The sequence below is a fragment of the Paenibacillus sp. EKM212P genome, assembly GCF_011066115.1.
GTDB classification, from domain to species: Bacteria; Bacillota; Bacilli; order Paenibacillales; family Paenibacillaceae; genus Paenibacillus; species Paenibacillus polymyxa_B.
In genome coordinates this window covers 112286-138019 of sequence record NZ_JAAMNR010000004.1, presented here as the reverse complement: position 1 = coordinate 138019, position 25734 = coordinate 112286, and the positions used below count along the sequence as shown (strand labels likewise).

Sequence of the window (25734 nt, the reverse complement as noted above, 5' to 3'; positions counted from 1 at the left end):
AAAGAACCCATCTTTTGCCTCTGCAATATAGTAGCAGCTACGAATTGTAAGTTTAGCCTCATAAATGCGGGGACTGGATCATAAAATGTACAGAACAGATATCTGTGGCGCTGGTGTAATGGTGTTCACTGATAATAAGAATATATGATGAAAAGCCAGCAGCGTAGCTGCCATGAAACATCTATGGGTCCGAATGGCAATAACAGAAGATGAAAAAATAGCAGCGTGCTGTCATCAAAACAACTATGAGCCGTTGGATAACAGATGTTTTGATGACGGGAAAGGAGATTTCGCCGTATGAGCAGGATGAGCCGCAAACTGCGAAAGTGGGCCAGCGAGACGCTGGAACTTCCGCAGGACATTCTATTTGACTTGCCGCGGTTAACCCTCATCGGCAGCCGCCAGCTTTATGTGGAGAATCACCGGGGCGTGGTGGATTTTACGCCGGATCAGCTCGTACTTGCACTTGCGCAAGGCAGGCTGAGGGTGTCCGGCCATGATCTAGTCATTACGTCTATTCTGCCAGAGCAGGTAAGTGTGGAGGGACATATAACGGATATCCAAATGGAAGGAACGGAGGAAGGCTCGTGAAACATCCTGCTTTAGCAAAGCTGAATGGCACGGTTACCCTTGCTGTCAAGGGCGAAAGTGTGGAAGCTTTTATTAATTTACTCACCGATCAACATATACCTGTTTGGAACGTGCGGCCGATGGGTACTAGACATGCAGAAATGAACCTTCTGCTGCCGCACGTCTTCCTCCTACGCCCGCTTTTGAGAAGGACAGGCTGTAAAATGCATGTTCTGAAGCGGCAAGGGCTTCCCTTTACTGTTATACGACTTGCCAAACGTAAATTTTTTCTGGCTGGATTGGCTTTGTTCTGGATAGGTCTCCTGCTGATGTCTTCGCTTATCTGGGACATTGAAGTGAAGGGGAATGATAAGCTCTCAACGGAATCCGTTCTCAAAGCCGCCCGACAGGAGGGGTTGTATCCGTTTCAATGGAGCTTTCGTCTTTCCAGTCAAGACAAGCTTTCCCGTGCGCTCATGCAGAAGCTTCCAGAGGCATCCTGGATCGGTGTGGAAAAGCAGGGTACTTTGGTAACGATTCAGGTTGTTGAAGCTTCACAGCCTACCCCTGCGCCGCTCTACAGCCCACGTCATATCATCAGTAAGGCAGACGCGGTAGTCACTGAAATTTTTGCCGAGCAGGGTCGTCCTGTCGTGCATAAAAATACGCGTGTCAAAAAAGGAGCCATTCTCATCTCGGGAACGCTTGGAGATGAGGAGAATCAGCAGCAGGTCGTAGCCAAAGGAGAGGTTAAGGGTCTTGTATGGCATGAATACGAAATTAGCAGTCCCACGGTGCAACGCAGCAGCACGTATACAGGTACCAGTCATGACCGCTTGTATCTGGTGTTAGGCAACCGTGCGATACAATTGTGGGGATATGGGAAAATACCTTATTCTACACATAAAACAACTGTTGAACATGATCCGCTAACATGGCGTTCCTACAAACTTCCAATGGGTTGGATGACCGAAAGTGTGAGGGAGACAAAGATACAAGAGCAGAAGCTTACGGAAGCCGAAGCGAAAATGTCAGGAATAGAAGGCGCGCGAGCTGATATTTTAGCTAAATACGGCAAAGGAACGAAAATAATGAGCCAAAAAATTTTGCATGAGAAGAGAGAGAATGGTAAAGTTTATATGAAAGTGCTTTTTGAAGTGGAGCAGGATATTGCGGAAGAACTTCCGTTAGTTCATAACCAAGGAGAATGAGGCTATTTGGCAGAACAACAACGCAGCATACAAATTGCATTGAACAATGCGGGAGAAGGACAGGCGTTATTTGGCCCGCAGGATTCCTTTTTAAAATTAATCGAAGCCGCTATTCCAGCAAAAATAGCATCTCGTGAGGCAGAAGTTAATGTTTTTGGTAATGCAAACGAGGTGGAAGTGCTCGAACAATTGTTCGATGTATTACTCCAGTTAATTCGCAATGGGTATATACTGACCGAAAGGGATGTCCATTATGCGATTGAATTGGCCAAAGATTTGCGCGCTGATCAGCTGCTCGATTTGTTCAAGGGTGAAATTACGACGACGTTTCGGGGTAAACCGATTCGCGTCAAAACGATTGGACAAAAGCACTATGTAACCACGATTAAGAAACGCGATATTGTATTTGGAATTGGCCCGGCGGGTACTGGTAAAACCTATCTGGCTGTAGTGCTGGCCGTAGCTGCCCTGAAGGAAGGTTCAGTCAAGCGCATTGTACTGACTCGCCCTGCGGTGGAAGCAGGTGAAAATTTAGGTTTTTTACCAGGGGATTTACAGGAAAAGGTTGATCCGTATTTACGTCCATTGTATGATGCCCTATACGATGTGATGGGCCCAGAGCAGACAGCAAAGGCACTGGAGCGCGGGTTAATAGAAATTGCACCTTTGGCTTATATGCGGGGACGTACGCTGGATGATTCATTTATTATTTTGGACGAAGCGCAAAACACCACACCCGAGCAAATGAAAATGTTTTTGACTCGACTTGGCTTCGGCTCCAAAATGGTTATTACCGGCGATGTCACGCAAATTGATTTGCCTCGTGGCAAAAAATCCGGTCTGATTGAAGCGAATGCGATTTTACAAGGGATTGAGGAAATAGGCTTTGTCCAGTTTGCAGAAGAGGATGTTGTCCGTCATTCCCTCGTTCAAAAAATCATTGTTGCTTATGACCGTGTTGCCGAAAATCATGGATAGCCATTCAATCACGAGTATGGTGTGTACGATCAGAAAAAGTATAAAATGAGCAGTGTAGCTGCCTTGAAAAAGATGATGGAGAGGGATTGTTTTAGATGACCTCGAAGGAATTATCTAAAGGGAAAACGTTCCAGCATAGAATAAATGGATGGAAGTATAGCGTGGCGACACGCTATCTTCTGTTTTTATTTTTGGTGGTTCTTTTTTATGTAGGCTTTGCGTCCAAGCTGCTTCCCGAGCGTTATGATATTCGGGTAAATCAACCGAGTGAAAAGGAAATTGTCGCCCCGATGCAGCTTCCTAACAGTAAGGCGACTTTGAAGGCTCAAGAGGAATCAGCTGAACGTGTGCAGCCCATGTATACCATTGTGCCCGTTCGCAACGATAACCTGATTACTGGTATTTTGGATCGAATTGAACGGCTCAATCAGGATGATCAGGTTTCCAGAGCAGATAAGATTTCGATTTATAAGGATGAGATTCCGCAACGTGCACGGGAATTTGTGCAAAATTTTGTGAATAACAGCCGTAATGCGGATGCCTACCCAGATAAGCTGCTGGATGAAGTGCTGGAAAAAACGAAAGAGCAAACGTACCGAATTCCAGAGGAGACATTCATTAAAATTCCGCGCCTTACATCTGAGGATATTGCTGAAATGCGGCCTGTTGCCCGTGAGATTGTGACAGGGTTGATGAATGATCAAATTACGGATGCTCAGACAGCCCGAGCAAAAGTAGCTGAGCGGGTTAGTACAAGCTCGCTTACTAAGCGTACTTCACGGGAGGTTGTTCAGGAACTTGCAAGGCTTGTGATTACCGCCAACAAGTTTTATGATGATACAGCTACGAAGGACGCCAAGGTACAGGCTCGTGAAGATACACCGACAGTTTACATTAAACAGGGTGAAGTACTCGTCAAGAAGGGTGAGATTATTACCCAGGAAATCTATACACTGCTTGATGAAAATGAATTGCTCAAGGATAAAATCAATTATTGGCCACAATTTGGGCTGCTGATGTTGTCTATGATGCTGGCATTGGGCCTGTTTATGTATATTCGTCAATTCCAATCACGAACACGAAACTTCAAGTATAATAATGCGCAGTTGCTCATGCTAGTATTAATCTTTGTGATAACAGTTGGAGCAATGATGTTAATTTCTATACTGCAGAACAGTGAACGTTCCTATCTCGGCTATCTGGCGCCTATCGCGCTTGGAGCTATGCTCGTAACGCTGTTGCTTGATATGTCGTTGGCTTTTGTATGTGCCGTTATATTCAGTATATTGGCAAGTGTTATTTTGAATGTCCGTCAGGGACAAATTTTTGACTTTAATTTTGGTTTTTTTGCTATTGTGGTCTGTCTGGCAGCGATTTTCTCTACCCATCGAGCCAGCCAGCGTTCAACACTGTTCAAAGGGGCGATTATGGTATGCCTGTTCGGTGCCCTGTCTGTTTTTTCTCTGGCACTGATTGACCAAGGGAATTGGACTCAAACGACGACGCTCTATGGGGTAGCTTTTGCTTTTGCAGGCGGTCTGATAACAGCAATACTTGTTATTGGGCTAATGCCATTTTTTGAGTCTACTTTTGGTATCTTGTCGGCACTGAAGCTTGTTGAGCTGTCGAATCCCAACCATCCATTGCTCCGCAAGCTGCTTACGGAGACACCGGGAACGTATCATCATAGTGTAATGGTGGGTAATCTGTCAGAGGCCGCAGCGGAGGCTATAGGAGCAAACGGCTTGTTGTGCCGGGTTGGTTCGTATTATCATGATATTGGTAAAACCAAGAGGCCTTCGTACTTCATTGAAAATCAAAATGGGTTGGAAAATCCACATGATTCAATAGAGCCCAAGCTTAGCAAATCCATCATTATCGCCCATGCTCGTGACGGCGTGGAAATGCAATTGGATTACAAGCTACCCAAGCCAATTCGCGATATTGCCGAGCAGCACCACGGAACGACATTCTTACACTATTTTTATCACAAGGCGTTGCGTGAGGCTGAAGAGCGGGGGGTGGAGCCTGACTTCACGGAGGATGATTTCCGTTATCCGGGACCGAAGGCTCAGTCTAAAGAGTCTGCTGTGGTGGGAATTGCTGATAGTGTGGAGGCAGCAGTTCGTTCCTTACGGAAGCCGACGGTGGAACAGATTGAATCCATGATTGAGAAAATTATTAAGAGCCGTCTTGATGATCACCAATTTAACGACTGCGAGCTGACCATGCGGGAGCTTGATATCGTGGCTCAAACCCTCAAGGAAACAGTAATGGGGATTTTCCATTCCCGTATTGAGTATCCAGAGGAAAGGCCCAAGTCTGAAAACGGAAAAGCTTAATATAACTTGTGCATGAAGCACGGGTAGAGCACTAGAATTAAAAGGAGCGGTTGGCATGGGCCTTCAATTAGCTTGGAATAATGAACAAAACGATATGGTAATTAACGAATCTTTAATTACGCTGCTGAACACCTTATTAGAGGAGGCAGGCAGAGTGGAAGGAGTCACAGACGGTGAGGTAGCCCTTACCTTCGTTAATGATGAGCAAATTCATGAGTTGAACAGGGACTATCGGGGAATTGATCGTCCCACCGATGTGTTGTCTTTTGCTATGAAGGAGACACTGGATGAAGAGCTTGAAATTATTTACGAACCGAATGAAGAAAATTCATTGAATGATGTACCGGATGTTCTGGGGGATATTATAATCTCTGTACAGACAGCGCAAGCTCAGAGCGAAGAATACGGACATTCCATTGAGCGTGAAATCGGTTTTTTGTTTGTTCACGGCTTTCTGCATCTGTTAGGCTATGATCATCAGGATGATGTGAGTGAAGCTGAAATGATGGGCAAACAGGAAGCTGTACTGGCTCAAGCGGGGTTGACAAGGTAATGAGACGTCAGCCTTGGAGAATGACCTTTCGCTATGCGGCAGAAGGCGTGATGTATGCTCTGCGTACGCAAGTAAATATGCGGATACATGTGGCCGTGGCGCTCCTTGTCATTGTAGCAGGCTTAACTCTGCACATCTCCCGGCTCGACTGGTTATTCGTCTGCGTGGCTATCGCTATAGTCATTGTAGCCGAACTGTTCAACACCGCTGTTGAAGCAGCGGTGGATCTCATCTCACCTGATATTCATCCGCTGGCCAAAGCGGCTAAAGACACCGCCGCCGGAGCCGTGCTCCTGGCAGCGGTTTTTGCTGTAATTATTGGTATATTTGTGTTTTATAGGCCTATGTTGACGTTAATTAGTTCGCTGTTTTAATGGAAAAACCAAAATAAAATAGGTGCTTAATCGCGCTGGAGGAAATGAAATGGCTAAGAAACACTTTAAATCAGGCTTTGTCGCAATTGTTGGCAGACCCAATGTCGGAAAATCAACACTGATGAACCACGTCATTGGGCAGAAGATCGCCATTATGTCAGACAAGCCACAAACTACACGCAACAAAATTCACGGCGTATTTACTACAGAGGACACGCAAATTGTATTTTTGGATACACCCGGGATTCATAAGCGCCAGTCAAAATTAGGCGACTACATGAATCAGACTGCTTTTAATACGTTGGGTGAAGTAGAAGCGGTACTTTTTCTTATTGACGCTGCTGAAGGTCTAGGCGGTGGCGACCGTTTTATTGCGGAACAGCTTAAACAAGTAAAAACGCCAGTTATCTTGGTGCTGAATAAAATTGATCGCATTGAGCCGGAAGCGTTGTTACCCCTGATTGAGCAGTATCGCAAGTTGTACGACTTTGCTGAAATCGTACCGATCTCGGCCAAAATGGGCAACAATGTAAACACCCTGCTGGAGCAGGTGCAAAAATACTTGCCAGAAGGTCCGCAATATTATCCGGATGATCAAATTACCGATCATCCAGAACAGTTTGTTATTGCCGAGCTGGTTCGGGAAAAAATTCTGCATATGACACGTGAGGAAGTACCCCATTCTATTGCCGTTATGATTGAAGACATGAAAGTGCAGGATAATGGGGTAGTGCATATTATGGCTGTTATTTTTGTAGAGCGTGACTCCCAGAAGGGGATCATTATCGGCAAACAGGGAGCCATGCTCAAAGAGGTGGGCAAACAGGCCCGCCAGGATATCCAAAACCTGCTAGGCTCCAAGATTTTCCTGGAACTTTGGGTTAAGGTCAAAAAAGACTGGCGCAATCAGGACCGCGTCCTTCGTGACCTTGGCTTCCATCGCGACGCTTAAAAACAGAATTCGATTCTACGTTACTTTAGTTCAAGGGTTTATTGAGGCTAAAAAAATTGATATTAAATAAATATGTATAGTTGTTGTAAGCATCATAAAAAAGCCGTCCCGATCTCTATGACTGAGATAAGTAACAGTCTACTGGTCATTCAAAGCGCCGCGCATATGCGGCGCTTAACTCTTGCCCTTTTTCACCCTTTTCTTCCAGTGATGAAATAACGAACGTTTTAAAAAAAGGTTATCTGTATGCACGTTGTAGCGGAGCGAAGGATTTGAATCTGAAGAAGCGATAGCGTTCGCCTTTACCCCCGAATTTAACCCTTTGTATGTTTGTACATTCAAATAAATTCGGGGGTAACAGCGATCGTAAGATCAAATCATTTGCGAAGCGGTATTCCAATCTACATACAGCAGCCTTTTTTAACGCAATCCATTTATTTCATCGCATACTTCTCCCCTCTTCGCATCATCCTATTTTTGAGATGCAAACGTCATTTCCGAAGAAAGGATGAATACAATTGCGAGATTTTTCGTGGAAGTATTTTGCGATGACTGGAGATGTCGGTGCGTATCTGTTATATCGGGAGAGCGCCGTGACAAGGGAGCAAGACACGGATGAGGGAGAGTCGGACGAGCATGAAGAAGCCCGTGAATAGTACAAGCCACTGGCTTCTTCGCGAATGTTTGGGGGAAGAGGCATGCTTTACAGGGTGGAAGGAATCGTCATCCGCAGTATGGATTACGGTGAGGGGAACAAAATTATTACGCTTTGCACCGAAAGCGGAGGCAAAGCAGGCGTGCTGGTCAGAGGTGCAAAAAAGTCCAAAAGCCGTCACGCTGCTTTAACGCAGCCGTTTACGTACGGTGAATTCGTTTTTTTTCGAAACACAGGCTTAGGCACGTTGAATGCCGGTGAAATCATCCAATCCCACCATACATTACGCGAGGATATAACTAAGGCTGCTTACGCTTCTTATGCTTGTGAATTACTCGATCGGGTGTTACAGGATGAGGAAACAGGTGCGTTCTGGTTTAAGCAGCTAAAGGCATGTTTGGAGGCGCTGGAGAGTGGCAAAGATCCGCTGATCGTCATGAGTATTTATGAATTTAAAATATTGCAGGCGGCCGGATATGCTCCTCAGCTTGATGCATGTATTTCAAGTGGTCAACAATGTGCTGATGAAGATATGTTTGTCAGTCCGAGGCTAGGCGGAGTTTTGTGTCGGAGCTACAAGCATTTTGATCCAGCTGCATTGAGCGTGACTCCACGTACATTGAAGTTGCTGCGCTTGTTCGCCAGAATGGATTTGAATCGGCTCGGCAACATTGACGTGAAGGACTCCACTAAGCTGGAGATCAAACATGTCATGCGTCAGTTCATGGATATGCAGTTGGAGGTCAAGCTGAAATCCCGCAATTTCTTGGATCAGCTCGACAAGTACGATATGTGAAACGCCCTATTCTCTTGACTGTATTGCTGAAAACGTGTAATATCCTACTATATATCTCCTTCGGGAGCAGATGCATTGAACGAGAAAGTAGCGGGATGTATTCTCTGTAATTAGCGAGTTGGGGACGGTGTAAGCCCAGCGGGAATTCTTCGTGAACAAGGCACTCGGGAGCATCTGAATGGACACGGAAAAGAGGATTACGATCTGATTGGTGTGTAGGATCGCAATCAAGTAGGGTGGAACCGCGGGAGTCAGCTCTCGTCCCTACGTCTGTACAGGCGTAGAGGCGGGGGCTTTTTGCTGTCTCTAGCAAGGCTTTTGGGATAAAACAGCCCTGTACATACGAGCTTAATGAGAAGAAATCACCAACATTTGAGGGAAGTAGAAAGGGAGCGTGTACCAATGAATTTTCAGCAGATGATTTTAACGCTGCAACAATTTTGGGCAGAACACAACTGTATTATTGTACAGCCGTATGACACGGAAAAAGGGGCAGGCACGATGAACCCAATGACGTATTTACGTTCGATCGGACCTGAGCCTTGGAATGTAGCTTATGTTGAGCCTTCTCGTCGTCCGTCAGACGGACGTTATGGTGAGAACCCGAATCGCCTGTATCAGCATCATCAGTTCCAAGTAGTTTTGAAGCCTTCACCGGATAACATTCAGGAATTGTATTTGGAGAGTTTGAGCCGTTTGGGCATTAACCCTCTGGAGCATGATATTCGTTTCGTTGAAGACAACTGGGAAGCACCGACGTTGGGAGCGTGGGGCTTAGGTTGGGAAGTATGGTTGGACGGTATGGAAATTACCCAATTCACCTATTTCCAGCAAGTGGGCGGTATTGATGCCAGTCCGGTTGCCGTAGAAATCACGTATGGTATGGAACGTCTTGCTTCCTACATCCAGGACAAGGAGAATGTGTTCGATTTGGAGTGGGTCAATGGAATCACGTACGGTGATGTTTTCCACCAGCCTGAATTTGAGCATTCCAAGTATACGTTCGAAGTATCTGACGTCAAAATGCTCTTTACTCTTTTTAATATGTATGAAGAAGAGGCAAATAAAGCGATGGCGCAGCATCTTGTATTTCCAGCCTATGATTATGTGCTGAAATGTTCTCATGCGTTCAACTTGCTGGACGCTCGCGGAGCGATCAGTGTGACGGAACGGACTGGGTTTATTATACGAGTACGTAATTTGGCGCGTCAGGTGGCTGCGACCTATCTGGAGGAGCGCGAGAAGCTGGGCTTCCCGCTGTTGAAGAAAGGAGGTGCGGCAAATGTCTAAGGATTTATTGTTTGAGATCGGGTTGGAAGAAGTCCCTGCACGTTTTATCCCGAATGCGATTCAGCAGTTGAAGCAGCGTATGACGGCGTGGCTTGACAGCTCACGTATTGCTTACGGTGCTGTAGAGGCTTATGCTACACCTCGCCGTTTGGCGGTACTTGTCAAGGAAGTAGCGGAGAAGCAAGAAGATATTAACGAAGAAGTTAAAGGTCCTTCCCGCAAAATCGCACTCGACGAAGCTGGTAACTGGAGCAAGGCTGCACTAGGCTTTGCTCGCAGCCAAGGTGTTGATCCTGAACAGTTCACATTCAAGGAGCTTGGAGGCGTGGAATATATTTACGCCACTAAGAGCAGCATAGGTGTACCAACAGCGGATGTACTATCCGAAGGTTTATTGCACATTTTACATGCCATGACATTCCCTAAATTCATGCGTTGGGCAAGTTATGACTTTAAATTTGTTCGTCCGATCCGCTGGTTGATTGCCTTGTTTGGTAACGATATTGTTAATTTGGAGATTGCCGGCGTGCAGTCAGGAAATGTGACAAGAGGGCATCGTTTCCTGGGACAGGATGCCGTTGTAGCAAGTCCAGCTGACTATGTTGAAGTACTTCGCAAGCAGCATGTCATTGTGGACATTGAGGAACGTCAAACGCTTATTGTAAAGCAAATTGAAGCGCTGGCTGCCGAAAAAGATTGGACGATTGCGGTCAAGGATGATCTGCTGGAAGAAGTGCTGTATTTGGTGGAAACCCCAACAGTACTGTTCGGAGGTTTTGATCCTGCGTTCCTGAACATTCCGAAGGATGTACTCATTACTTCCATGCGTGAACATCAACGCTATTTCCCAGTGCTGGATCGCACAGGAGAGCTGCTGCCATACTTTGTTACGGTACGTAACGGAGGAAGTCAATCGCTGGAAGTCATTGCTAAAGGGAATGAAAAAGTATTGCGTGCGCGGCTGTCTGATGCCAAATTCTTTTATGAAGAAGATCAGAAGCTGGAAATTAAAGATGCACTCTCGAAATTGGAAAGTATCGTTTTCCACGAAGAGCTGGGAACGGTTGGAGACAAAGTGCGCCGGATTCGCCGTATTGCTGATGGTCTGGCAGAGAAACTTCACGTTTCCTCAGATACACAGGAATCGGTTAGTCGAGCAGCAGATATTTGTAAATTTGACCTAGTAACACAAATGGTATATGAGTTCCCTGAACTGCAAGGTGTGATGGGTGAGGATTATGCTCGTAAGGCTGGAGAGAAGGAAGAAGTGGCGAGAGCGGTGTTTGAGCATTACCAACCGCGTTATGCAGGAGAAACGGTTCCTTCAACGAATGCTGGAGCGATTGTAAGTATCGCAGACAAGATAGATACCATTACAGGCTGCTTCTCCATCGGTATTATTCCAACAGGTTCACAGGACCCTTACGCGCTTCGTCGTCAGGCAGCAGGTATTGTGCAGATCTTGTTGGATCGTAAGCTTTCGGCTACGTTGTCTGATGTGTTCAATATCGCGCTTGATGTGCACGGGAACCTTGGAAATATGAAACGTTCCGCGGATGAAATACGTAAAGAATTACATGAGTTTTTCGGATTACGCGTGAAGAAACTATTGTCTGAGACACTTCGCTATGACGTTGTGGATGCTGTGCTTGCAGCTGGATATGACGACGTCACTTCCGTTGTTAACCGCGGAACTGCATTAATGACTGCCGTACAAACAGGTGAGGTATTCAAAGCAACAGTTGAATCCTTTAATCGTGTAGGGAATCTGGCTGCTAAAGCAGTGCATAAGTTAGTTAATACGAGTGAGTTTACGGAGCAAGGCGAAAAAACGCTTTACGAAGCATGGTCTAGCGCTTATGAATCTTATAGCGTAGCTTTACAGGAAGGTGATGCGACACGAGCGTTAGCGCTTGCTTCATCTATTACCCCTGCGGTGACGGCATTCTTTGATTCCGTTATGGTTATGGCTGAGGATGATGCTGTTCGTAATAATCGTTTGGCATTGCTGGCTGCTATTGACTCAGAACTGAAGCGTTTTGCCGATTTTTCCAAGCTTGTAGTTTAAACGTCAGTTGTGGTAGTATGAACAACTTGAAAAAATGGGTATAAATATACGGAACGGTGTAAGAGTAATCTTGCAGCCGTTCCGTATTTTACTCGAATGCGGATGGAGATGGGGGATGCTCATGGAGGAAACCGGAACTTTACTGGATGTGCGGATCGTTGTTGACGGGGACGCTTGTCCTGTTAAAAGTGAAATTGCGGAGATAGCTTCCCGTTTTCATATTGAGGTTATTATGGTATCTTCATATGATCATCTCATTCAGGGCAGCAAAGGCGTAAGCGTCGTTAAAGTAGACCGAAGCGACCAAAGTGCCGATCTCTATATTGCCAATCATATCCGCCGCGGAGATATTGTAACCACCAATGATTATGGTCTTGCTGCACTTGCCTTGGCAAAAGGTTGTGAAGTGATGTCTTTTCGCGGAGCTATGTATCGAAACGATTCGATAGATTTCATGCTTGACCGACGTCATACTTCTGCCAAAGAACGGAAAAAAGGACGTTATGGAAAAGGTCCTAAACCGTTTACATTAGAGGATCGTGAAGTTTTTCAACATAAACTGACAAAACTTTTACTTCGCTTGCAGGAGAATGAGTAACGGTATCGAATTATATTTACGTGCTAAAGAGATGAAGGTGGTTAATATGAGTGCCGGACAAGGTAACATACCGGACGATATCATTGAGTCGGTTTTACAACATCATGATATTGTAGATACGGTAAGCAAGTACGTGCATTTGACCAAGCAGGGGAAGTATATGAAAGGCCTCTGTCCTTTTCATTCCGAAAAAACCCCTTCATTCACCGTGACACCGGATCGTCAGATTTTTTACTGCTACGGCTGCGGCGCGGGAGGCAATGCCATCAAGTTTATGATGGAAATCGAAGGACTATCCTTTCCCGAAGCTGTCAGGACAATGGCAGAAGAAAGTCATATCCCGCTCGGCGAATGGCAGGGACGTGATTCATCGCATCAGCATCCTGAGTTGGACAGGCTGTTGCAAGCGTATGAGTTAACTTCTAAGATGTACCATTTTTTGCTTAAAAATACGGAGCACGGCAAACCAGCGATGGAATACTTGCGTTCACGGGGATTCAGTGACAAGATCATTGATCAATTTCAAATTGGCTATGCACCCAACCGATGGGATACGATCGTTCAGTTTCTGGAGAAGCGTTCTTTTGATCCAGTGGAGATGGAAAAGGGAGGGCTTATTTCTCCCCGGCATGAGGGTGATGGATATGTGGATCGATTCAGAGATCGTATCATGTTTCCCATTTGGAATCGCAACGGAAAAGTCATTGCCTTTGCAGGCCGTATACTTGGTGAGGGACAGCCGAAGTATTTGAATTCACCGGAGACCAAGCTATTCAACAAGAGCCGAACGCTGTACAATCTCCATCATGCTAAAACCTCAATTCGCAAGCTACGCCAAAGTGTTCTTTTTGAAGGCTATGGTGATGTTATCTCGGCGTGGGAAGCTGGCGTACAAAATGGGGTGGCCGCCATGGGCACTGCTCTAACGGAGCACCATGCTACGATGTTAAAAGGACTGTGCGACGAGGTTATTATTTGTTATGATGGTGACCGGGCAGGACAAGCTGCTGCGCTTAAAAATTTTCCGCTGTTGGAAAATGCGGGGCTTCACGTGAAAGTAGCGCTGGTCAGTGACGGTATGGACCCGGATGATTTTATCCGGCAATACGGCGGCGAACGATTCCAGCGCCAAATTATCGAAAGTGCTGTTTCAACGGTGAAATTTAAGCTTATATATCTGAAAAAAAACCATATACTGCAAGAGGAAGAAGGAAGAATCGCGTATTCCCGCGAAGCATTAAATGTCATTGCACCTCTGTCATCCCCGACCGAGCGGGAAGTGTATCTGCGCGAAGTATCATCCGAAGTCAAGGTGGATTTTGAAACCTTGAAGCAAGAATGCAATTTACTCCGTCAATCCCTGCAAAAAAAACAGAACTTTGGGGATAATAACGAAAATGGGTGGAATAATGGTAGGCATAAAAAAGGGCAGGTCTCCACACCTAATCTGTTGCCAGCTTACCATGTGGCTGAACGCAGGCTGCTGCACTGGATGATGCAGGATTTAGAAGCTGCAGAGTATGTAGAAAAGCATCTGGGCGACGCCTTTAATATTGAGGATCATGCAGCAATTGCTGCTTATCTATATGCCTATTACGCGCAAGGGAAGTTACCGGATACAAGCCGTTTTATTTCATCTTTGCAAGACGACCGACTGGAGAAGAACGTAAGTTCGATCATGATGATGGATGCTCCAGGCGTATGGGCACCGCACATTTTGGATGATTATATTCATCAAGTGCGAAAATTTCCATTGCAGGAGCAACTGGATTTGAAAAGGGAAGAAATGAGAGCCGCTGAGCGCTTAGGTGACTTTTTGCGCGCAGCACAAATTGCAAGTGAGATTATAGCCCTAGAGAGACAATGAACACACAGAGGTCGGATGTTTCTAGGGAGGAGGGAGTCGAAAGATGGCGAATGATCAGCATACTGAACTGGAGACGGAACTAACACTGGATCAGGTTAAAGATCAACTGATTGAGTTGGGTAAAAAAAGTTCCTCTCTGAACTACAAAGATATCATGGAAAAACTGTCGCCGTTTGATCAGGACCCCGAGCAAATGGATGAGTTTTATGAGCAGCTGGGTGACTTGGGGATTGAGGTTGTGAATGACAACGACGAAGAAGTTACCAGATTGCGTCAAAATGACGACCCGGAAAACAATGATGGGGATGATTTTAATTTCGATGACGATCTGAGCCTGCCTCCCGGTATTAAAATTAATGACCCGGTCCGGATGTACTTGAAGGAAATCGGTCGTGTACCGTTGCTTTCTGCTGATGATGAGGTGGAGCTTGCCAAACGGATCAATAACGGCGATGAAGAAGCTAAGCGTCGGTTGGCCGAAGCGAACTTGCGTCTGGTTGTAAGTATTGCCAAACGTTATGTTGGTCGCGGAATGCTTTTCCTGGATCTGATTCAGGAAGGTAATATGGGTTTGATTAAAGCAGTAGAAAAATTTGATTACGAAAAAGGCTTTAAATTCAGTACCTATGCAACCTGGTGGATTCGTCAGGCCATTACGCGCGCAATAGCCGATCAGGCGAGAACGATCCGTATTCCGGTGCATATGGTGGAGACGATCAACAAGCTGATTCGCGTATCGCGTCAACTGTTGCAAGAGCTGGGGCGCGAACCTACGCCGGAAGAAGTAGCTGCCGAGATGGAGCTGAGCGTGGAAAAAGTACGGGAGATTATGAAAATTGCCCAAGAACCGGTTTCATTGGAAACACCAATTGGTGAAGAGGATGACTCACATCTGGGGGATTTCATTGAGGATCAGGAAGCCTTGGCGCCTGCAGATGCGGCTGCCTATGAACTTCTGAAGGAACAGCTTGAGGATGTACTGGATACGTTGACCGAACGGGAAGAGAATGTTTTGCGTCTCCGCTTTGGTTTGGACGACGGAAGAACCAGAACTCTTGAAGAAGTGGGTAAAGTGTTCGGTGTTACACGTGAACGTATTCGTCAGATTGAGGCCAAAGCGCTGCGTAAGTTGCGCCATCCAAGCCGCAGTAAGCGACTGAAGGATTTCCTCGAATAGAAGCGTAACATTGCGGACCTTCTGCGGCTTGAAGCGCGCAGGGGGTCTTTTTTTATCTCATGGCAGCCTTGGTGGAGGGGAAGAAGCTTGGACCAGGAGAAAAAACGGGCAATACTGTTACATGAAATTGAGCATTGGCGGCGAAGTCGGCTGCTCCCTGAGCAATATTGCGATTTTTTGTCTAACCTGTATCGGGAGGACGAAGAGCCGTCGCAGAGCCAGAACCGTAATAACACCGGGCTGCTTACATATCTTAGACACGGGCATGGGATCGCTTGGCTTCTTGGTTTTGTCATTATTTCCTGCATTTGTTTGATCGGTTTTTATTTTACCGCTTTTCCGTTGGCAATGCAAATATTCTCGGCAAGTGCAGTTACTACGATTTGCTATGGAGTGGCCGCATTTTGGCGGTCTTCCGAAAAGAGTATGAGTGCGATGTTGAGCACTTTAGGCAGTGCGATTATGCTGGGTTCGGGTGTGTGGATCATTCAGCTCCATCAAGGTGAAGCTAAGGTTTGGTTTCTTTTTCTCGTAGGCCTATGCGGTGTAGTATGGTGTCTTGTAGGGTTAACTTTGCGGATCAGCTTACTTCATTACTGTGGTCTTGCTGGGCTGCTTTTAGTGTACGCGGTCTTTATAGGCCGCTACTGGCCTACAGCAACTTTAGTGATGCTTGAGGCATTTTGGATTTTGCACGCAGTATTGTTGATCTGGTTAAGCTGGTGGGTGCATCGCCGCTTTCCGCGTCTCGCTTTGGTTTATTTCGCTATAGGCATGACACTAGCATTCATGGCTGAAGCAGACATGATTATCCTGCGCCATCAAGCAGCGGGAGATGTGGTGTTTTACAGCATACTGAAGTTGGCATTTGTTGTAGGGATTTTATTTTGGACTCGAAAAAAATGGATTACGTGGGTGACGTCATGAAACTTTCTCAACGATTACAATATATTATGGAACAAATTCCTGCCGGGAGCAGACTTGCGGATATTGGCTCGGATCATGGACTACTCCCTGTGGCTGCAGTGCGTAGTGGCAGAGTACAGAAAGCCGTGGCGGGTGAAGTCAACGATGGGCCGTTGCGTGCGGCTCAAAAGCAGGTGGCCGAAGCAGGTCTTACTGATCGCATTGCGGTTAGAAAGGGAGATGGCTTGGCTGTAATTAAGGCCAATGAGGTTGATGTTATTACAATAGCCGGCATGGGTGGTGCCTTGATCGCTTCCATTCTAGAGCAAGGGAAAGACAAGCTTATTTCAGTAAAACAACTTGTTCTACAGCCTAACGTAGGCGAGGATATTTTACGCCGATGGCTTATCGAACATCAATGGGTACTAACAAGTGAACATATTATGGAAGAAGACGGAAAAATATATGAGATTCTGACGGCAGTACCTGATTCGGTAAGCCCACTGAAACAGGATGAGCTGTATCAACCATGGAAACTTCCCGATAGTTCGCTGGTACTGACACAGGATTTGTTAATGAAACTCGGGCCGCTATTGGTTAAAGCACCGAATGAAATCTTTTTTTATAAATGGAAATTGGAGATTCGCAAGCTTCAGGATGTGCTGGCACAAGTGGCACGGTCAGATCAGGAATCCGCACAGCATAAGCGGGAACAATTGCGCAAGCAAATTGAACAGCTAGAGGAGGTACTTGCATGTTTGCCAAAGGACAGACAGTAATTACTTACATGGAGCAGCTGGCTCCAAAATACTTAGCAGTTCCAGACGATAGAATCGGGCTTCAGCTGGGTAGTCTGCAAAAGGAAATCAAAAGCATATTAGTAGCCCTGGATGTTAATGATGAGGTTGTCGAAGAGGCAATCCGCATAAAAGCAGACCTCATTATTGCGCATCATGCGATTATATTCCGCCCACTTAAAGCTTTGAACACGGATCAGCCTGCGGGCAGATTGTATGAAAAGCTGATCAAGAATGATATTGCTGTCTACATCAGTCATACGAATCTGGATACGGCTGAGGACGGCATGAATGACTGGATGGCGGAAGCACTGGGTATTCAAAGTGAAGGTACGCTGGAGGATGTTCACACCGAGCAATTGTTCAAGCTTGTTGTTTTCGTACCCAAAACACATCATCAACGGGTACTGGATGCCGTACTGGGAGCGGGAGCTGGACATATTGGCAACTACAGCCATTGCAGCTTTAACATTGATGGCTACGGAACTTTTGTGCCGGGTGAAGGCACACAGCCGTTTTTGGGTGAGCAGGGTAAAATGGAACGTAGTGAAGAGGTTCGTATTGAGACCATTGTACCGCAGGGTGTACGCAATAAAGTTGTTCAAGCGATGCTGAAGGCTCATCCTTATGAAGAGGTGGCTTATGACCTGTACCATATGGATTTGCAAGGCCGTAGCTTTGGTTTGGGGCGGGTCGGCAAGCTTAAGGAAGCCTGCACGTTACGTGAGTTTGTCGATGTTGTGAAAAACGGTTTCAACGTCGAGCATGTACGTGTGGTGGGCGACTTAGATCGTACGATCAAAAAGGCAGCCGTGCTTGGGGGCTCTGGCAGCCGTTATGTGAACAAGTCGCTTTTTAAGGGGGCTGATGTATTAGTCACGGGGGATATTGACTATCACACGGCTCAGGATGCCCTTATGGCGGGGATTGCTATTATTGACCCTGGACATAACGCTGAAAAGATTATGAAGCCTAAAACTGCAGAGTGGATGCGTAAACGCTTGGCAGAAGGTCGATACTCAACGGAAGTACATGTATCTCAGGTGGAAACCGAACCTTTCCAATTTTTGTAAAACCTCAACGTCTATGAGAAAATAAAGGTGCTTTCTACTTTTTACAATATTTTCAGGGTTGTAACGTGCGCGCGTTCCCTGTATACTATGTAATGTTGTTCGGAAAGTTTGACAGACAATCGCTGGCGGCATAAGCCGCGAGAGGAAAGTCCGGGCTCCATAGGGCAGGATGCTGGATAACGTCCAGTCAGCGCGAGTTGAAGGATAGTGCCACAGAAATGGACCGCCGATGGCCGCTTGCGGCACAGGCAAGGATGGAACCGAGGTGTAAGAGACCCCGAGGAACGCTGGTGACTTCGTTCCTGGTAAACCCCATCTGGAGCAAGACCTAATGGGACACAGCTTCTTCGCGAAGCAGCCTTAGCCCGAGGCGTGTCTAGGTTGGTCGCTGGAGCTGGATAGCAATGTTCGGCCTAGATAGATGATTGTCGCTTGTAGTGGGAGGGTAGTTCCCGTCTGTACCACGAATAGCACAGAACCCGGCTTACGGAAAACTTTCCCCACTGCAACACCTTAAAATGTATGAATTTAACTTTTGTAAATGACCTGTTTGCATGAAAGCCTTTAATCCAAATGTATTTATTGAATTAAAAAGGGTGTGTCATATTCCTGTGGGAATCATGACACACCCTTTTTAACATACCGTATTTGCGCAGAAATAGTGCAATTTTAGAATGAAGCCCCCAGCATAATTACTGGAGGCTTTCATTTTAATTTTTACTTCCTCTACCGTAAAAACGTGCGAGGAAGAGGCACGTAGTCAGCGTAGCAACGCATTTGAATCTGTAGAGCGAGGCGTGCGGCTTTTGTCCCAGATTCCACTACTATTCAAAATCCAAACGAATCAGGGATAACAGCGATCGTAAAAACAACGTGAAGCGGGCCTCATGTACGTGTTCTGACAACTCCATCAGCGTACGCTTTTTACCACACTTTCCTCTGTGTACATCTTCAGTGCTCGATCCAATCGGTCAACTGCTTTTGGAAGCAGGGAAGGATCGGTATGCGTGAAGTTGATTCGCATATGGTTGCTGCCGCTCAGGTCAGCATAGAAGACTTGTCCAGGCACAAATGCGACTCCTTCCTGAATTGCGAGTTGCAGCAACCGGTCAGAACGGAAGCCCTCAGGTAGGGTAACCCACATAAACATACCGCCAAGTGCATCATTCCATGTGATTCCTTCCCATTGGCGTTCTTTCATCAGCGATGTGAGACGCAGCATACGAGTGTGGTACTCGGCGGACACGGTACGAATATGTCCGTCCAAGTCAAAAAAGTCCAGTAACTCATTCAAAGCACGTTGATCAATACTGCTGGAGTGCAGATCGGCAGATTGTTTGGCATTCGCGACTTTAACGACGATAGCTTGATCGGCTACCAACCATCCAGAGCGAACACCTGGAGCGACAGTTTTAGAGAATGTAGAAGTGTACATTACATGACTGTCTCCACCTAACTGTTGATCAATTGAGAAAAGGGATGGAAAGTTAAGGTTTTCGTCAAATTTAAGACGTCCGTAAGGATCATCTTCAAAAATCAAAGTGCCGTATTTACGGCATAGTTCAACAACGCCTGTTCTGCGTTCCATACTCCAAACACTTCCTGCCGGGTTGGAGAAGGTGGGGATGACATACACGAATTTAGGCTGATGTTTTTTGATCTTGGCTTCAAGATCTTCTAATTGCATACCGTTAGAGTCTGTATCTACACTGACAATGTTGGCACCATAGGAATTAAATACCTGAAGAGCCGCCAAATAAGTAGGGGACTCCACCAATACAGTATCCTGCGGATCGAGCAACACACGCGAAACCAGATCAATAGTCTGCTGTGAGCCCGTCGTCATAATGATATTATCTCTGGTGACGGAGATGCCTTGGGATGACATGATTGCTGCAAGACGTTCCCGTAGAGGAATGTAGCCCTCGGTTAGGCCGTATTGAAGAGCGGTAGTACCGCCGAGGCGAAATACCCGCTCATAGGCTTTAGCAACAGCTTCGATGGGGAAAAAGGCATCGGCAGGAAGGCCGCCTGCCAGAGATAACACATCTGTTCCCTGTGTCAGCTTTAAAATGTCCCTTACCATGGACGAGCCCTGAGTACGAGCCATACCCGAAAATTTGTGTTCCAATCCAATCATCTCCTGTGTTCTATACTGTACTATGAAATTTGTTGTATTATATCGATAATGAAGTATAACAGTAAACGTCTAAATGTAACAGTTGATTTTTGGAGGGGACAGTTCCGATGCATATTGATCTCAGCCGCAATAGCAGTGTCAAATTATATTTACAGATTGCCAAAACATTAGCAGATCGCATCCAGTCTGGATTGCTGCCTCAGGGCACAAAGCTTCCGTCTGTCCGTCATCTGTCCAGCCTACTTGCGGTAAGTCCCGTAACTGTAAGCAAGGCGTATGCTGAGCTGGAGTCTATTCATTTGGTTACCTGTACACAGGGAAAAGGTTGCTATGTAGCAGAGCCTTCGGTAGCTGTTCAACGAGAGGGAGCGCAGGATTTGTCATGGCAAATGTCGCTGATCGATTATTTGCCGCGCGCACAGCTATGGAGAAACTTTAACCATAGCAGACAGGTTCCCTATTCTTTTCATATAGCAGCAATTCAACCGGAGCTTCTTCCTACACGCGAAATCATTGCTGATACTCAACGTCTATCCTCTGGAAATCCCGATGCAATGGCAGCATATGGGACTTTTGAAGGTGATTTGGCGCTGAGGGAAGTGTTTGTAGATCACTTGAACGAACGCGGTATATGCACAGTGGCAGAACAGCTACTCGTAACCAGTGGTGCCCAACAAGGGATTGACTTGGTGGCACGTACTTTTGTTGGTTCTGGAGATGTTGTCTACATGGAGGCTCCTACATATACGGGGGCCATTGATGTGTTTACCAGTCGTGGTGCCAAAGTAATTATGATTCCGATGGATGAGCAGGGCATGCGGATCGATATCCTCACACGTCTTTGCGACACTCATCCCCCAAAACTGATCTACACGATACCCACTTTTCATAATCCTACCGGAGTAACTTTAACGATGGCCAGACGCACACAATTACTGGATATAGCTCAAAGTTATCATTGTCTCATTGTTGAAGATGATCCATTTTCCGACCTTTATTATAAAACAAAGCCGCCACTCTCTATCAAGGCGCATGATCAGTCTGGACATGTGATATATATCAAAAGCTTTAGCAAAACCGTTGCTCCCGGCTGCCGTATAGCTTGTGTAGCGGCCACGGGCAGTGTAATGGATCGTTTGGTGGCTGCCAAGTCTACTACAGATTTGGGGAGCCCTCTATTAACGCAAAAAGCGCTACTGCCCTTTATCAAGAACCGACTTGATCAGCATCTTGTTTGGTTGCGGGAACAAATGCGGGATCGGTTGACAGTCGCATTGCACACGCTCCAGCGGTATGCTCCACCAGAGGTCAGCTGGTATGCTCCCGAAGGCGGCCTAAATGTGTGGATTAAGCTTCCTCCTAATGTTGATATTCCAGAATTGGAGCGGCTGGCTGACCGAGAAGGCGTTTCCTTTTTACCTGGGGCAGTATGCTATGCAGGTGGTATGGACAGTAATCATATCCGTATTTCTTTTTCGTATGCGGACAAGGAAACACTTAAAACAGGTCTTCACAAACTGTGCCGTTTGTTGGGTGAACTGCTTGATCGTTCGGTCATTGTTGAGCGGAAGCCTATTTTATAAGGGATATTTGTATTAGGGGGTAAACATCCAAGCACAGCACCTGCCTTCTTAATATGCTGTACTAATTCACCGAAAGGAGTTGCACATTATGAGTCATTGCCCTTACGACCCGATCGTGTGCCCACCGATCCAATTTGTAAATCATCAATTTTTCCCACAAGTCGTGCCTGTGGTTCATCCGATTGAAATTGTAAATCAGACGCACATTGTACCTGTGCCTCATCACGTATTTCCGGTAAGTATAAAGGATCCTGGAGAACCTTGCTGTCATACTCGCAGCCATGGCAAGCGTTCTGTTCGCAGCAGTTCCAAGCGTTAATAAAGCCCAAAAAAGCAGCCATGGAGCAACATGGCTGCTTTTTTCCAATAAGGAATCTTACGTTTCCAGTTTCTTTAAAATTGATTTTAACTTGTCACTTAAATGCTGTGGATAGAATTGCAAAGGAACATATGGACGTTGTGCTGCTTTCAACGCTTTATACACGTCAATTTGACCATACCCGAAATATTTGTCATGCCCTGGTGTGCCCAAGTCAATTACGCTGCTTCTCATTAATTCCATTACCTCTTTGTTGGTCAGATCGGGGTTAATGGATCGAATCAGTGCAGCAAGCGCTGATACATGGGGACTGGCCATTGAAGTGCCTGACAGTGCAGCATATTGATTTCCTGGGTACGTACTGGCGATACTTGCACCTGGAGCCATGACGTCTACATAATCTCCATAGTTAGAAAAGGATGCACGGTGCATAGAAGAATCTGTAGCGGAAACGGCAAATACTTCTGGATACGCTGCTGGATAGCCAGGTCGTTCCGTATTGTCATTACCTGTGGCTGCAACTAATACGACATCTTTATCATAGGCGTATTTGATCGCATCATGCAAAAATTCAGCTTGTGCGTAATTGCCCAGACTCAAATTGATGACCTTGGCCCCATGATCAGCTGCCCATATAATACCTTCTGCAACCGAGTAAGTCGTACCGGAGCCAGATTGGTCAAGTACCTTAATCGGCATGACTTTGTTGTACCATGTCATGCCAGCGACCCCCTCAGCATTATTCACGAGGGCAGAAATGATGCCGGCGACGTGCGTTCCGTGACCGACGTCATCATAAGGCTTTTCAGACGGGTTTACCACGTTATGCCCTGAAAGGATTTGACCTTTTAGGTCGGGGTGATCCAAATCTACTCCCGTATCTACGACAGCGACAATTACATCCTTGCTGCCTTTGCTTAATTTCCACCCCCGGTTGGTTTCCGTAGCCGGCAGATTCCATTGATAGCGGGAAAAGAGCAAATCATTGGGGATAGAGCTGTCGGCTTGGATAGGTGTTTTCTCATTGGTTAGATACATATAGTGAGGCTCGATATAAAGCGGGTTCCACTTTCTTGAAAAATATTGCTTTAGCTCCTTGAAGTTCATCTTATCCGAATGAAATACATAGGTATAACCAAGCTTGCGCCCTGGCGCACAGTGTAAATCTGCTGCAATTTCCTGCAATTGTCGTGAATCAGGATTGTGACGGAAGCGAACGACAATTTCGTTTTCAAAATAATGACTTGCATTTTCGTTGTCGTGGCCCGTCTTGACAGTAATATCGTGCAATGTGTCGGGATGTACGGATTCGATTTTGTAGCTGCCTTCTTTTGGATAGGGAATCAACCGCAAATTCTTACGCTGATGCTTCTCCACGTCTCGCAATACTTGCTGACTGACCAGGGCAGCAACGCCACATGTTCCGTCAGCAGATGGTTCTGCCATGACAAAATATTTACCGCCTTCAGCCTGAAATGCAGCAGATTCGTAGGATTTATTTTGCATGACGGAACGGCGAGCCGCGGCCAAACTGCTTTTAATTTGAGGATGACTCAGCAGACGAGTTTGTGATTTACCGCCCGTATAGGTGCTCGTGTTCCCGTCGCGTGTGTGAATCCACAGTAACGTATGAAGATGACTGTGCGATTGCTGGAGCGTGCGGGTAAACTGCCTTTTCTGATCAGCAGTTTTACCATCAAGCTCCCGCATCACGTAATGAATATCCTGCCTTGCATCCATGCGTGTGAGGGTATCCGTAGCGGACAGGTCCAAAGCCAACATTCCTTTTTTGAGCTGCTTCTCTTGCTGTGGCACCATCTTGGCCGTATATTCGGGCTGCGGTGTATGGCGGTGATCACGGGAAGGCAGCATCAGTGTGATGAGAAGCACCCCGGCAGCTGCTCCGAGCAGGGGTTTTAACCATTTTCGCCGAGACATGGGACCGTCCTCCTTGAGTATTCATAAATTTATGGTTTAGCGTGAGGAGGTTGGCATGTTTTTATACCTTTCAATGCTCATTTGTGGTAGGATAAATACTGAAAATTACAGCTCTTTCGGTTAGAAGGGACTATTTTCGGGTAACCAATTGATGAACAAGCAACAAATAAGGGGGAGCTGCCTTGATGTCAGCAGTCAACGTACAAAAATTATGTGAGTCGGCGCAGGAGAGACTGAAAACTGCCGTGAAACGGGTGGAAACATTCCTCAATGAGCATGCTCTGCCGCAACTTGCTGCAGATGGCAATGAGGAGTCCGTACTTTTTTACAAAGGCCTTTTGTCGGATCTCCGTCATGTCCTTGTTTTTTCCGAAGTATCTTATGAAAAGCTGGGTGTGGCTTTACGCCGTGCCAATTTTGACGTCGATTTTGCGGAGAAGGCATTGTATAACGTTTACCATGACTGCGTGAACAGCTTTTTTTATCCCAAAAATGAATCTTACGCAGAGGATGGACGCTATGCGTATACGGGACAAGATGCTATTCGCTTCCGTAAAACGCCAGTGCCAGCCGCTCGCGAAGTGATCATGGACATTACGAAAAATTTTGAAGAATTGCGTGATGATCTGACTTATTATGAAAGTGACTATTTGACTCAGCGCCGGATGCAGACTCGACGTACTCATGCCTAAAGCATTCAATGGGGAAGATCAATTCTAATCAAAAACTAAAACAAGACAAGCAAGCCGTTTTCTACTTGCTTCCTGCCATTTTGGAGGAGGTGAAGGAAGCGGCTTTTTTCGTATGTCACCAACTGCCATATACCATGAACGCATAGGTGCAGGGTAGCGGGGGGACAATGAATCCGAGGTGATAATCATGAGCCAAGAGGCCAAGCCAATCGTTAAGTGTAGCGTAGCCAATTGCCATTATTGGGGAGAAAACAACTTTTGCAAGGCAGATTTAATCATGATTGAAGTTGATGGTCATGCCGGTAAGAAATTTAAAGAAGAATATGCGGGAGAAAGCTTCAGTTCAGAAGAACGTGATAAGGCTGCCACGTCAGCCGCAACCTGTTGCCACACTTTTAAGCCGAAGTCCGTGTAAATTTTATTGCGCGATTCATTTCGCATTTGGAGGTGCAGTTTATTATGGAAGATCATGAAAATGACAAGCATCAGAGTAAAGAGCATGTTAGCCGCGAACGTGTAGATTACCCCCGTCACATTCATGAACGATCTGCCAAGCGCCGTAATGATCGTGAGGAATATGCAGCAGAGGTTGCTCCCGGCTCAGCTGTGACTCGACATGAGATTAAGGGTGAAGAGCAGGTTATAAACAATAGTGGCCGTATTTCTGGCTATATTGGTCTGGCTGCAGGAATTGCCTCATTGTTTATGTGGTCAATTGTGCTGGGACCTATTGCTGCAGTTTTAGGTTTTTTTGCTTATGTGAATGGCAGCAAAACGACCGGCATTTGGTCGATTGGTCTTGGGGCGCTGGCGACATTGAGTTATTTTGCTTTTATCCCGTTTGTTCGTTGACCC

Annotated in this window: 24 protein-coding genes and 1 other RNA gene; 23 read left to right on the top strand and 2 right to left on the bottom strand. The window is 46.2% G+C overall.

Translation table 11 applies throughout. The features are described 5' to 3' along the window. The first annotated feature begins 297 nt into the window (after positions 1-297). The 18 genes from yqfC to rnpB all read left to right on the top strand — a co-directional run bounded on the left by yqfC (position 298) and on the right by rnpB (position 18709). Positions 298-591, top strand: a complete 294-nt coding sequence (gene yqfC, locus G9G54_RS13140) for a sporulation protein YqfC (RefSeq protein ID WP_029517796.1) — start codon at positions 298-300, stop codon at positions 589-591. After that, positions 588-1781, top strand: coding sequence for a sporulation protein YqfD (yqfD, locus tag G9G54_RS13135; RefSeq protein WP_165178408.1), 1194 nt, complete (start codon positions 588-590; stop codon positions 1779-1781). Before yqfC ends, yqfD begins: the two co-directional genes overlap by 4 nt. A 6-nt stretch (positions 1782-1787) precedes the next feature. Beyond that, on the top strand, positions 1788-2759 hold the full coding sequence (locus G9G54_RS13130; protein ID WP_165178407.1) for a PhoH family protein: 972 nt from the start codon (positions 1788-1790) through the stop codon (positions 2757-2759). 95 nt (positions 2760-2854) lie between these two features. Next, positions 2855-5101, top strand: coding sequence for an HD family phosphohydrolase (locus G9G54_RS13125; RefSeq protein ID WP_165178406.1), 2247 nt, complete (start codon positions 2855-2857; stop codon positions 5099-5101). 55 nt (positions 5102-5156) lie between these two features. Then, positions 5157-5654 (top strand): rRNA maturation RNase YbeY, encoded by a 498-nt coding sequence (gene ybeY, locus G9G54_RS13120; protein WP_025722123.1) that lies wholly within the window; start codon positions 5157-5159, stop codon positions 5652-5654. Next, positions 5654-6028, top strand: coding sequence for a diacylglycerol kinase family protein (locus tag G9G54_RS13115; protein WP_025722122.1), 375 nt, complete (start codon positions 5654-5656; stop codon positions 6026-6028). Before ybeY ends, G9G54_RS13115 begins: the two co-directional genes overlap by 1 nt. 49 nt (positions 6029-6077) lie before the next feature. After that, complete coding sequence (era, locus tag G9G54_RS13110) at positions 6078-6980, top strand: GTPase Era (protein ID WP_039272276.1); 903 nt, start codon at positions 6078-6080, stop codon at positions 6978-6980. 518 nt (positions 6981-7498) lie between these two features. Continuing rightward, the gene (locus G9G54_RS13105; protein WP_013372137.1) at positions 7499-7636 is read left to right on the top strand and encodes a YqzL family protein; all 138 of its coding nucleotides are present in this window, start codon (positions 7499-7501) and stop codon (positions 7634-7636) included. 42 nt (positions 7637-7678) lie between these two features. After that, positions 7679-8431, top strand: a complete 753-nt coding sequence (gene recO / locus G9G54_RS13100) for a DNA repair protein RecO (protein WP_013311133.1) — start codon at positions 7679-7681, stop codon at positions 8429-8431. A 402-nt stretch (positions 8432-8833) separates the two neighbouring features. After that, positions 8834-9721, top strand: a complete 888-nt coding sequence (glyQ, locus tag G9G54_RS13095; protein ID WP_023989480.1) for a glycine--tRNA ligase subunit alpha — start codon at positions 8834-8836, stop codon at positions 9719-9721. After that, the gene (gene glyS / locus G9G54_RS13090; protein WP_165178405.1) at positions 9714-11789 is read left to right on the top strand and encodes a glycine--tRNA ligase subunit beta; all 2076 of its coding nucleotides are present in this window, start codon (positions 9714-9716) and stop codon (positions 11787-11789) included. The genes glyQ and glyS overlap by 8 nt, the downstream gene beginning before the upstream one ends. 121 nt (positions 11790-11910) lie before the next feature. Beyond that, on the top strand, positions 11911-12387 hold the full coding sequence (locus G9G54_RS13085) for a YaiI/YqxD family protein (RefSeq protein WP_446675797.1): 477 nt from the start codon (positions 11911-11913) through the stop codon (positions 12385-12387). After that, on the top strand, positions 12380-14254 hold the full coding sequence (gene dnaG / locus G9G54_RS13080; RefSeq protein WP_180984627.1) for a DNA primase: 1875 nt from the start codon (positions 12380-12382) through the stop codon (positions 14252-14254). The genes G9G54_RS13085 and dnaG overlap by 8 nt, the downstream gene beginning before the upstream one ends. Positions 14255-14297: 43 nt before the next feature. Beyond that, positions 14298-15431 (top strand): RNA polymerase sigma factor RpoD, encoded by a 1134-nt coding sequence (gene rpoD / locus G9G54_RS13075; protein WP_007431230.1) that lies wholly within the window; start codon positions 14298-14300, stop codon positions 15429-15431. A gap of 87 nt (positions 15432-15518) precedes the next feature. Next, the gene (locus G9G54_RS13070) at positions 15519-16358 is read left to right on the top strand and encodes a hypothetical protein (protein ID WP_165178403.1); all 840 of its coding nucleotides are present in this window, start codon (positions 15519-15521) and stop codon (positions 16356-16358) included. Beyond that, the gene (locus G9G54_RS13065; protein ID WP_165178402.1) at positions 16355-17116 is read left to right on the top strand and encodes a tRNA (adenine(22)-N(1))-methyltransferase; all 762 of its coding nucleotides are present in this window, start codon (positions 16355-16357) and stop codon (positions 17114-17116) included. The genes G9G54_RS13070 and G9G54_RS13065 overlap by 4 nt, the downstream gene beginning before the upstream one ends. Next, entirely contained in the window at positions 17092-18207 is a 1116-nt protein-coding gene (locus G9G54_RS13060; RefSeq protein ID WP_165178401.1) for a Nif3-like dinuclear metal center hexameric protein, read from the top strand. Before G9G54_RS13065 ends, G9G54_RS13060 begins: the two co-directional genes overlap by 25 nt. A 103-nt stretch (positions 18208-18310) precedes the next feature. Beyond that, an RNA gene (rnpB, locus tag G9G54_RS13055) (RNase P RNA component class A) lies at positions 18311-18709 on the top strand. A gap of 408 nt (positions 18710-19117) precedes the next feature. Here rnpB and G9G54_RS13050 read toward each other — a convergent pair. Further along, the gene (locus G9G54_RS13050) at positions 19118-20338 is read right to left on the bottom strand and encodes an aminotransferase-like domain-containing protein (RefSeq protein ID WP_165178400.1); all 1221 of its coding nucleotides are present in this window, start codon (positions 20336-20338) and stop codon (positions 19118-19120) included. A gap of 116 nt (positions 20339-20454) precedes the next feature. On the opposite strand from G9G54_RS13050, the gene pdxR reads away from it, so the two are divergent. Both pdxR and G9G54_RS13040 read left to right on the top strand, forming a co-directional pair. After that, a complete protein-coding gene (gene pdxR / locus G9G54_RS13045; protein ID WP_165178399.1) occupies positions 20455-21930 on the top strand; it encodes a MocR-like pyridoxine biosynthesis transcription factor PdxR in 1476 nt (491 codons plus the stop codon). 88 nt (positions 21931-22018) lie between these two features. Next, entirely contained in the window at positions 22019-22249 is a 231-nt protein-coding gene (locus G9G54_RS13040; protein ID WP_081112406.1) for a hypothetical protein, read from the top strand. Between the two features lie 57 nt (positions 22250-22306). Here the strand turns inward: G9G54_RS13040 and G9G54_RS13035 are convergent, their stop codons facing one another. Beyond that, entirely contained in the window at positions 22307-24187 is a 1881-nt protein-coding gene (locus G9G54_RS13035; RefSeq protein WP_165178398.1) for a S8 family peptidase, read from the bottom strand. A 185-nt stretch (positions 24188-24372) separates the two neighbouring features. On the opposite strand from G9G54_RS13035, the gene G9G54_RS13030 reads away from it, so the two are divergent. The 3 genes from G9G54_RS13030 to G9G54_RS13020 all read left to right on the top strand — a co-directional run bounded on the left by G9G54_RS13030 (position 24373) and on the right by G9G54_RS13020 (position 25731). Further along, on the top strand, positions 24373-24879 hold the full coding sequence (locus tag G9G54_RS13030) for a YpuI family protein (protein ID WP_061828537.1): 507 nt from the start codon (positions 24373-24375) through the stop codon (positions 24877-24879). A gap of 187 nt (positions 24880-25066) precedes the next feature. Further along, on the top strand, positions 25067-25294 hold the full coding sequence (locus tag G9G54_RS13025) for a DUF1540 domain-containing protein (RefSeq protein ID WP_061828536.1): 228 nt from the start codon (positions 25067-25069) through the stop codon (positions 25292-25294). 44 nt (positions 25295-25338) lie between these two features. Beyond that, on the top strand, positions 25339-25731 hold the full coding sequence (locus G9G54_RS13020; protein ID WP_165178397.1) for a hypothetical protein: 393 nt from the start codon (positions 25339-25341) through the stop codon (positions 25729-25731). The last annotated feature ends 3 nt before the right edge of the window (positions 25732-25734 follow it).

What these genes read in the sequence shown, in the direction of transcription:
- G9G54_RS13040 (WP_081112406.1), top strand. Translation starts at nt 22,019, where the DNA reads ATGAGTCATTGCCCTTACGACCCGATCGTGTGCCCACCGATCCAATTT.
- G9G54_RS13060 (WP_165178401.1), top strand. Translation starts at nt 17,092, where the DNA reads ATGTTTGCCAAAGGACAGACAGTAATTACTTACATGGAGCAGCTGGCT.
- G9G54_RS13085 (WP_446675797.1), top strand. Translation starts at nt 11,911, where the DNA reads ATGGAGGAAACCGGAACTTTACTGGATGTGCGGATCGTTGTTGACGGG.
- G9G54_RS13035 (WP_165178398.1), bottom strand. Translation starts at nt 24,187, where the DNA reads ATGTCTCGGCGAAAATGGTTAAAACCCCTGCTCGGAGCAGCTGCCGGG.
- pdxR (WP_165178399.1), top strand. Translation starts at nt 20,455, where the DNA reads ATGCATATTGATCTCAGCCGCAATAGCAGTGTCAAATTATATTTACAG.
- recO (WP_013311133.1), top strand. Translation starts at nt 7,679, where the DNA reads ATGCTTTACAGGGTGGAAGGAATCGTCATCCGCAGTATGGATTACGGT.
- G9G54_RS13020 (WP_165178397.1), top strand. Translation starts at nt 25,339, where the DNA reads ATGGAAGATCATGAAAATGACAAGCATCAGAGTAAAGAGCATGTTAGC.
- G9G54_RS13115 (WP_025722122.1), top strand. Translation starts at nt 5,654, where the DNA reads ATGAGACGTCAGCCTTGGAGAATGACCTTTCGCTATGCGGCAGAAGGC.
- dnaG (WP_180984627.1), top strand. Translation starts at nt 12,380, where the DNA reads ATGAGTAACGGTATCGAATTATATTTACGTGCTAAAGAGATGAAGGTG.
- G9G54_RS13030 (WP_061828537.1), top strand. Translation starts at nt 24,373, where the DNA reads ATGTCAGCAGTCAACGTACAAAAATTATGTGAGTCGGCGCAGGAGAGA.
- rpoD (WP_007431230.1), top strand. Translation starts at nt 14,298, where the DNA reads ATGGCGAATGATCAGCATACTGAACTGGAGACGGAACTAACACTGGAT.
- yqfC (WP_029517796.1), top strand. Translation starts at nt 298, where the DNA reads ATGAGCAGGATGAGCCGCAAACTGCGAAAGTGGGCCAGCGAGACGCTG.
- G9G54_RS13065 (WP_165178402.1), top strand. Translation starts at nt 16,355, where the DNA reads ATGAAACTTTCTCAACGATTACAATATATTATGGAACAAATTCCTGCC.
- glyS (WP_165178405.1), top strand. Translation starts at nt 9,714, where the DNA reads ATGTCTAAGGATTTATTGTTTGAGATCGGGTTGGAAGAAGTCCCTGCA.
- G9G54_RS13125 (WP_165178406.1), top strand. Translation starts at nt 2,855, where the DNA reads ATGACCTCGAAGGAATTATCTAAAGGGAAAACGTTCCAGCATAGAATA.
- ybeY (WP_025722123.1), top strand. Translation starts at nt 5,157, where the DNA reads ATGGGCCTTCAATTAGCTTGGAATAATGAACAAAACGATATGGTAATT.
- glyQ (WP_023989480.1), top strand. Translation starts at nt 8,834, where the DNA reads ATGAATTTTCAGCAGATGATTTTAACGCTGCAACAATTTTGGGCAGAA.
- G9G54_RS13025 (WP_061828536.1), top strand. Translation starts at nt 25,067, where the DNA reads ATGAGCCAAGAGGCCAAGCCAATCGTTAAGTGTAGCGTAGCCAATTGC.
- era (WP_039272276.1), top strand. Translation starts at nt 6,078, where the DNA reads ATGGCTAAGAAACACTTTAAATCAGGCTTTGTCGCAATTGTTGGCAGA.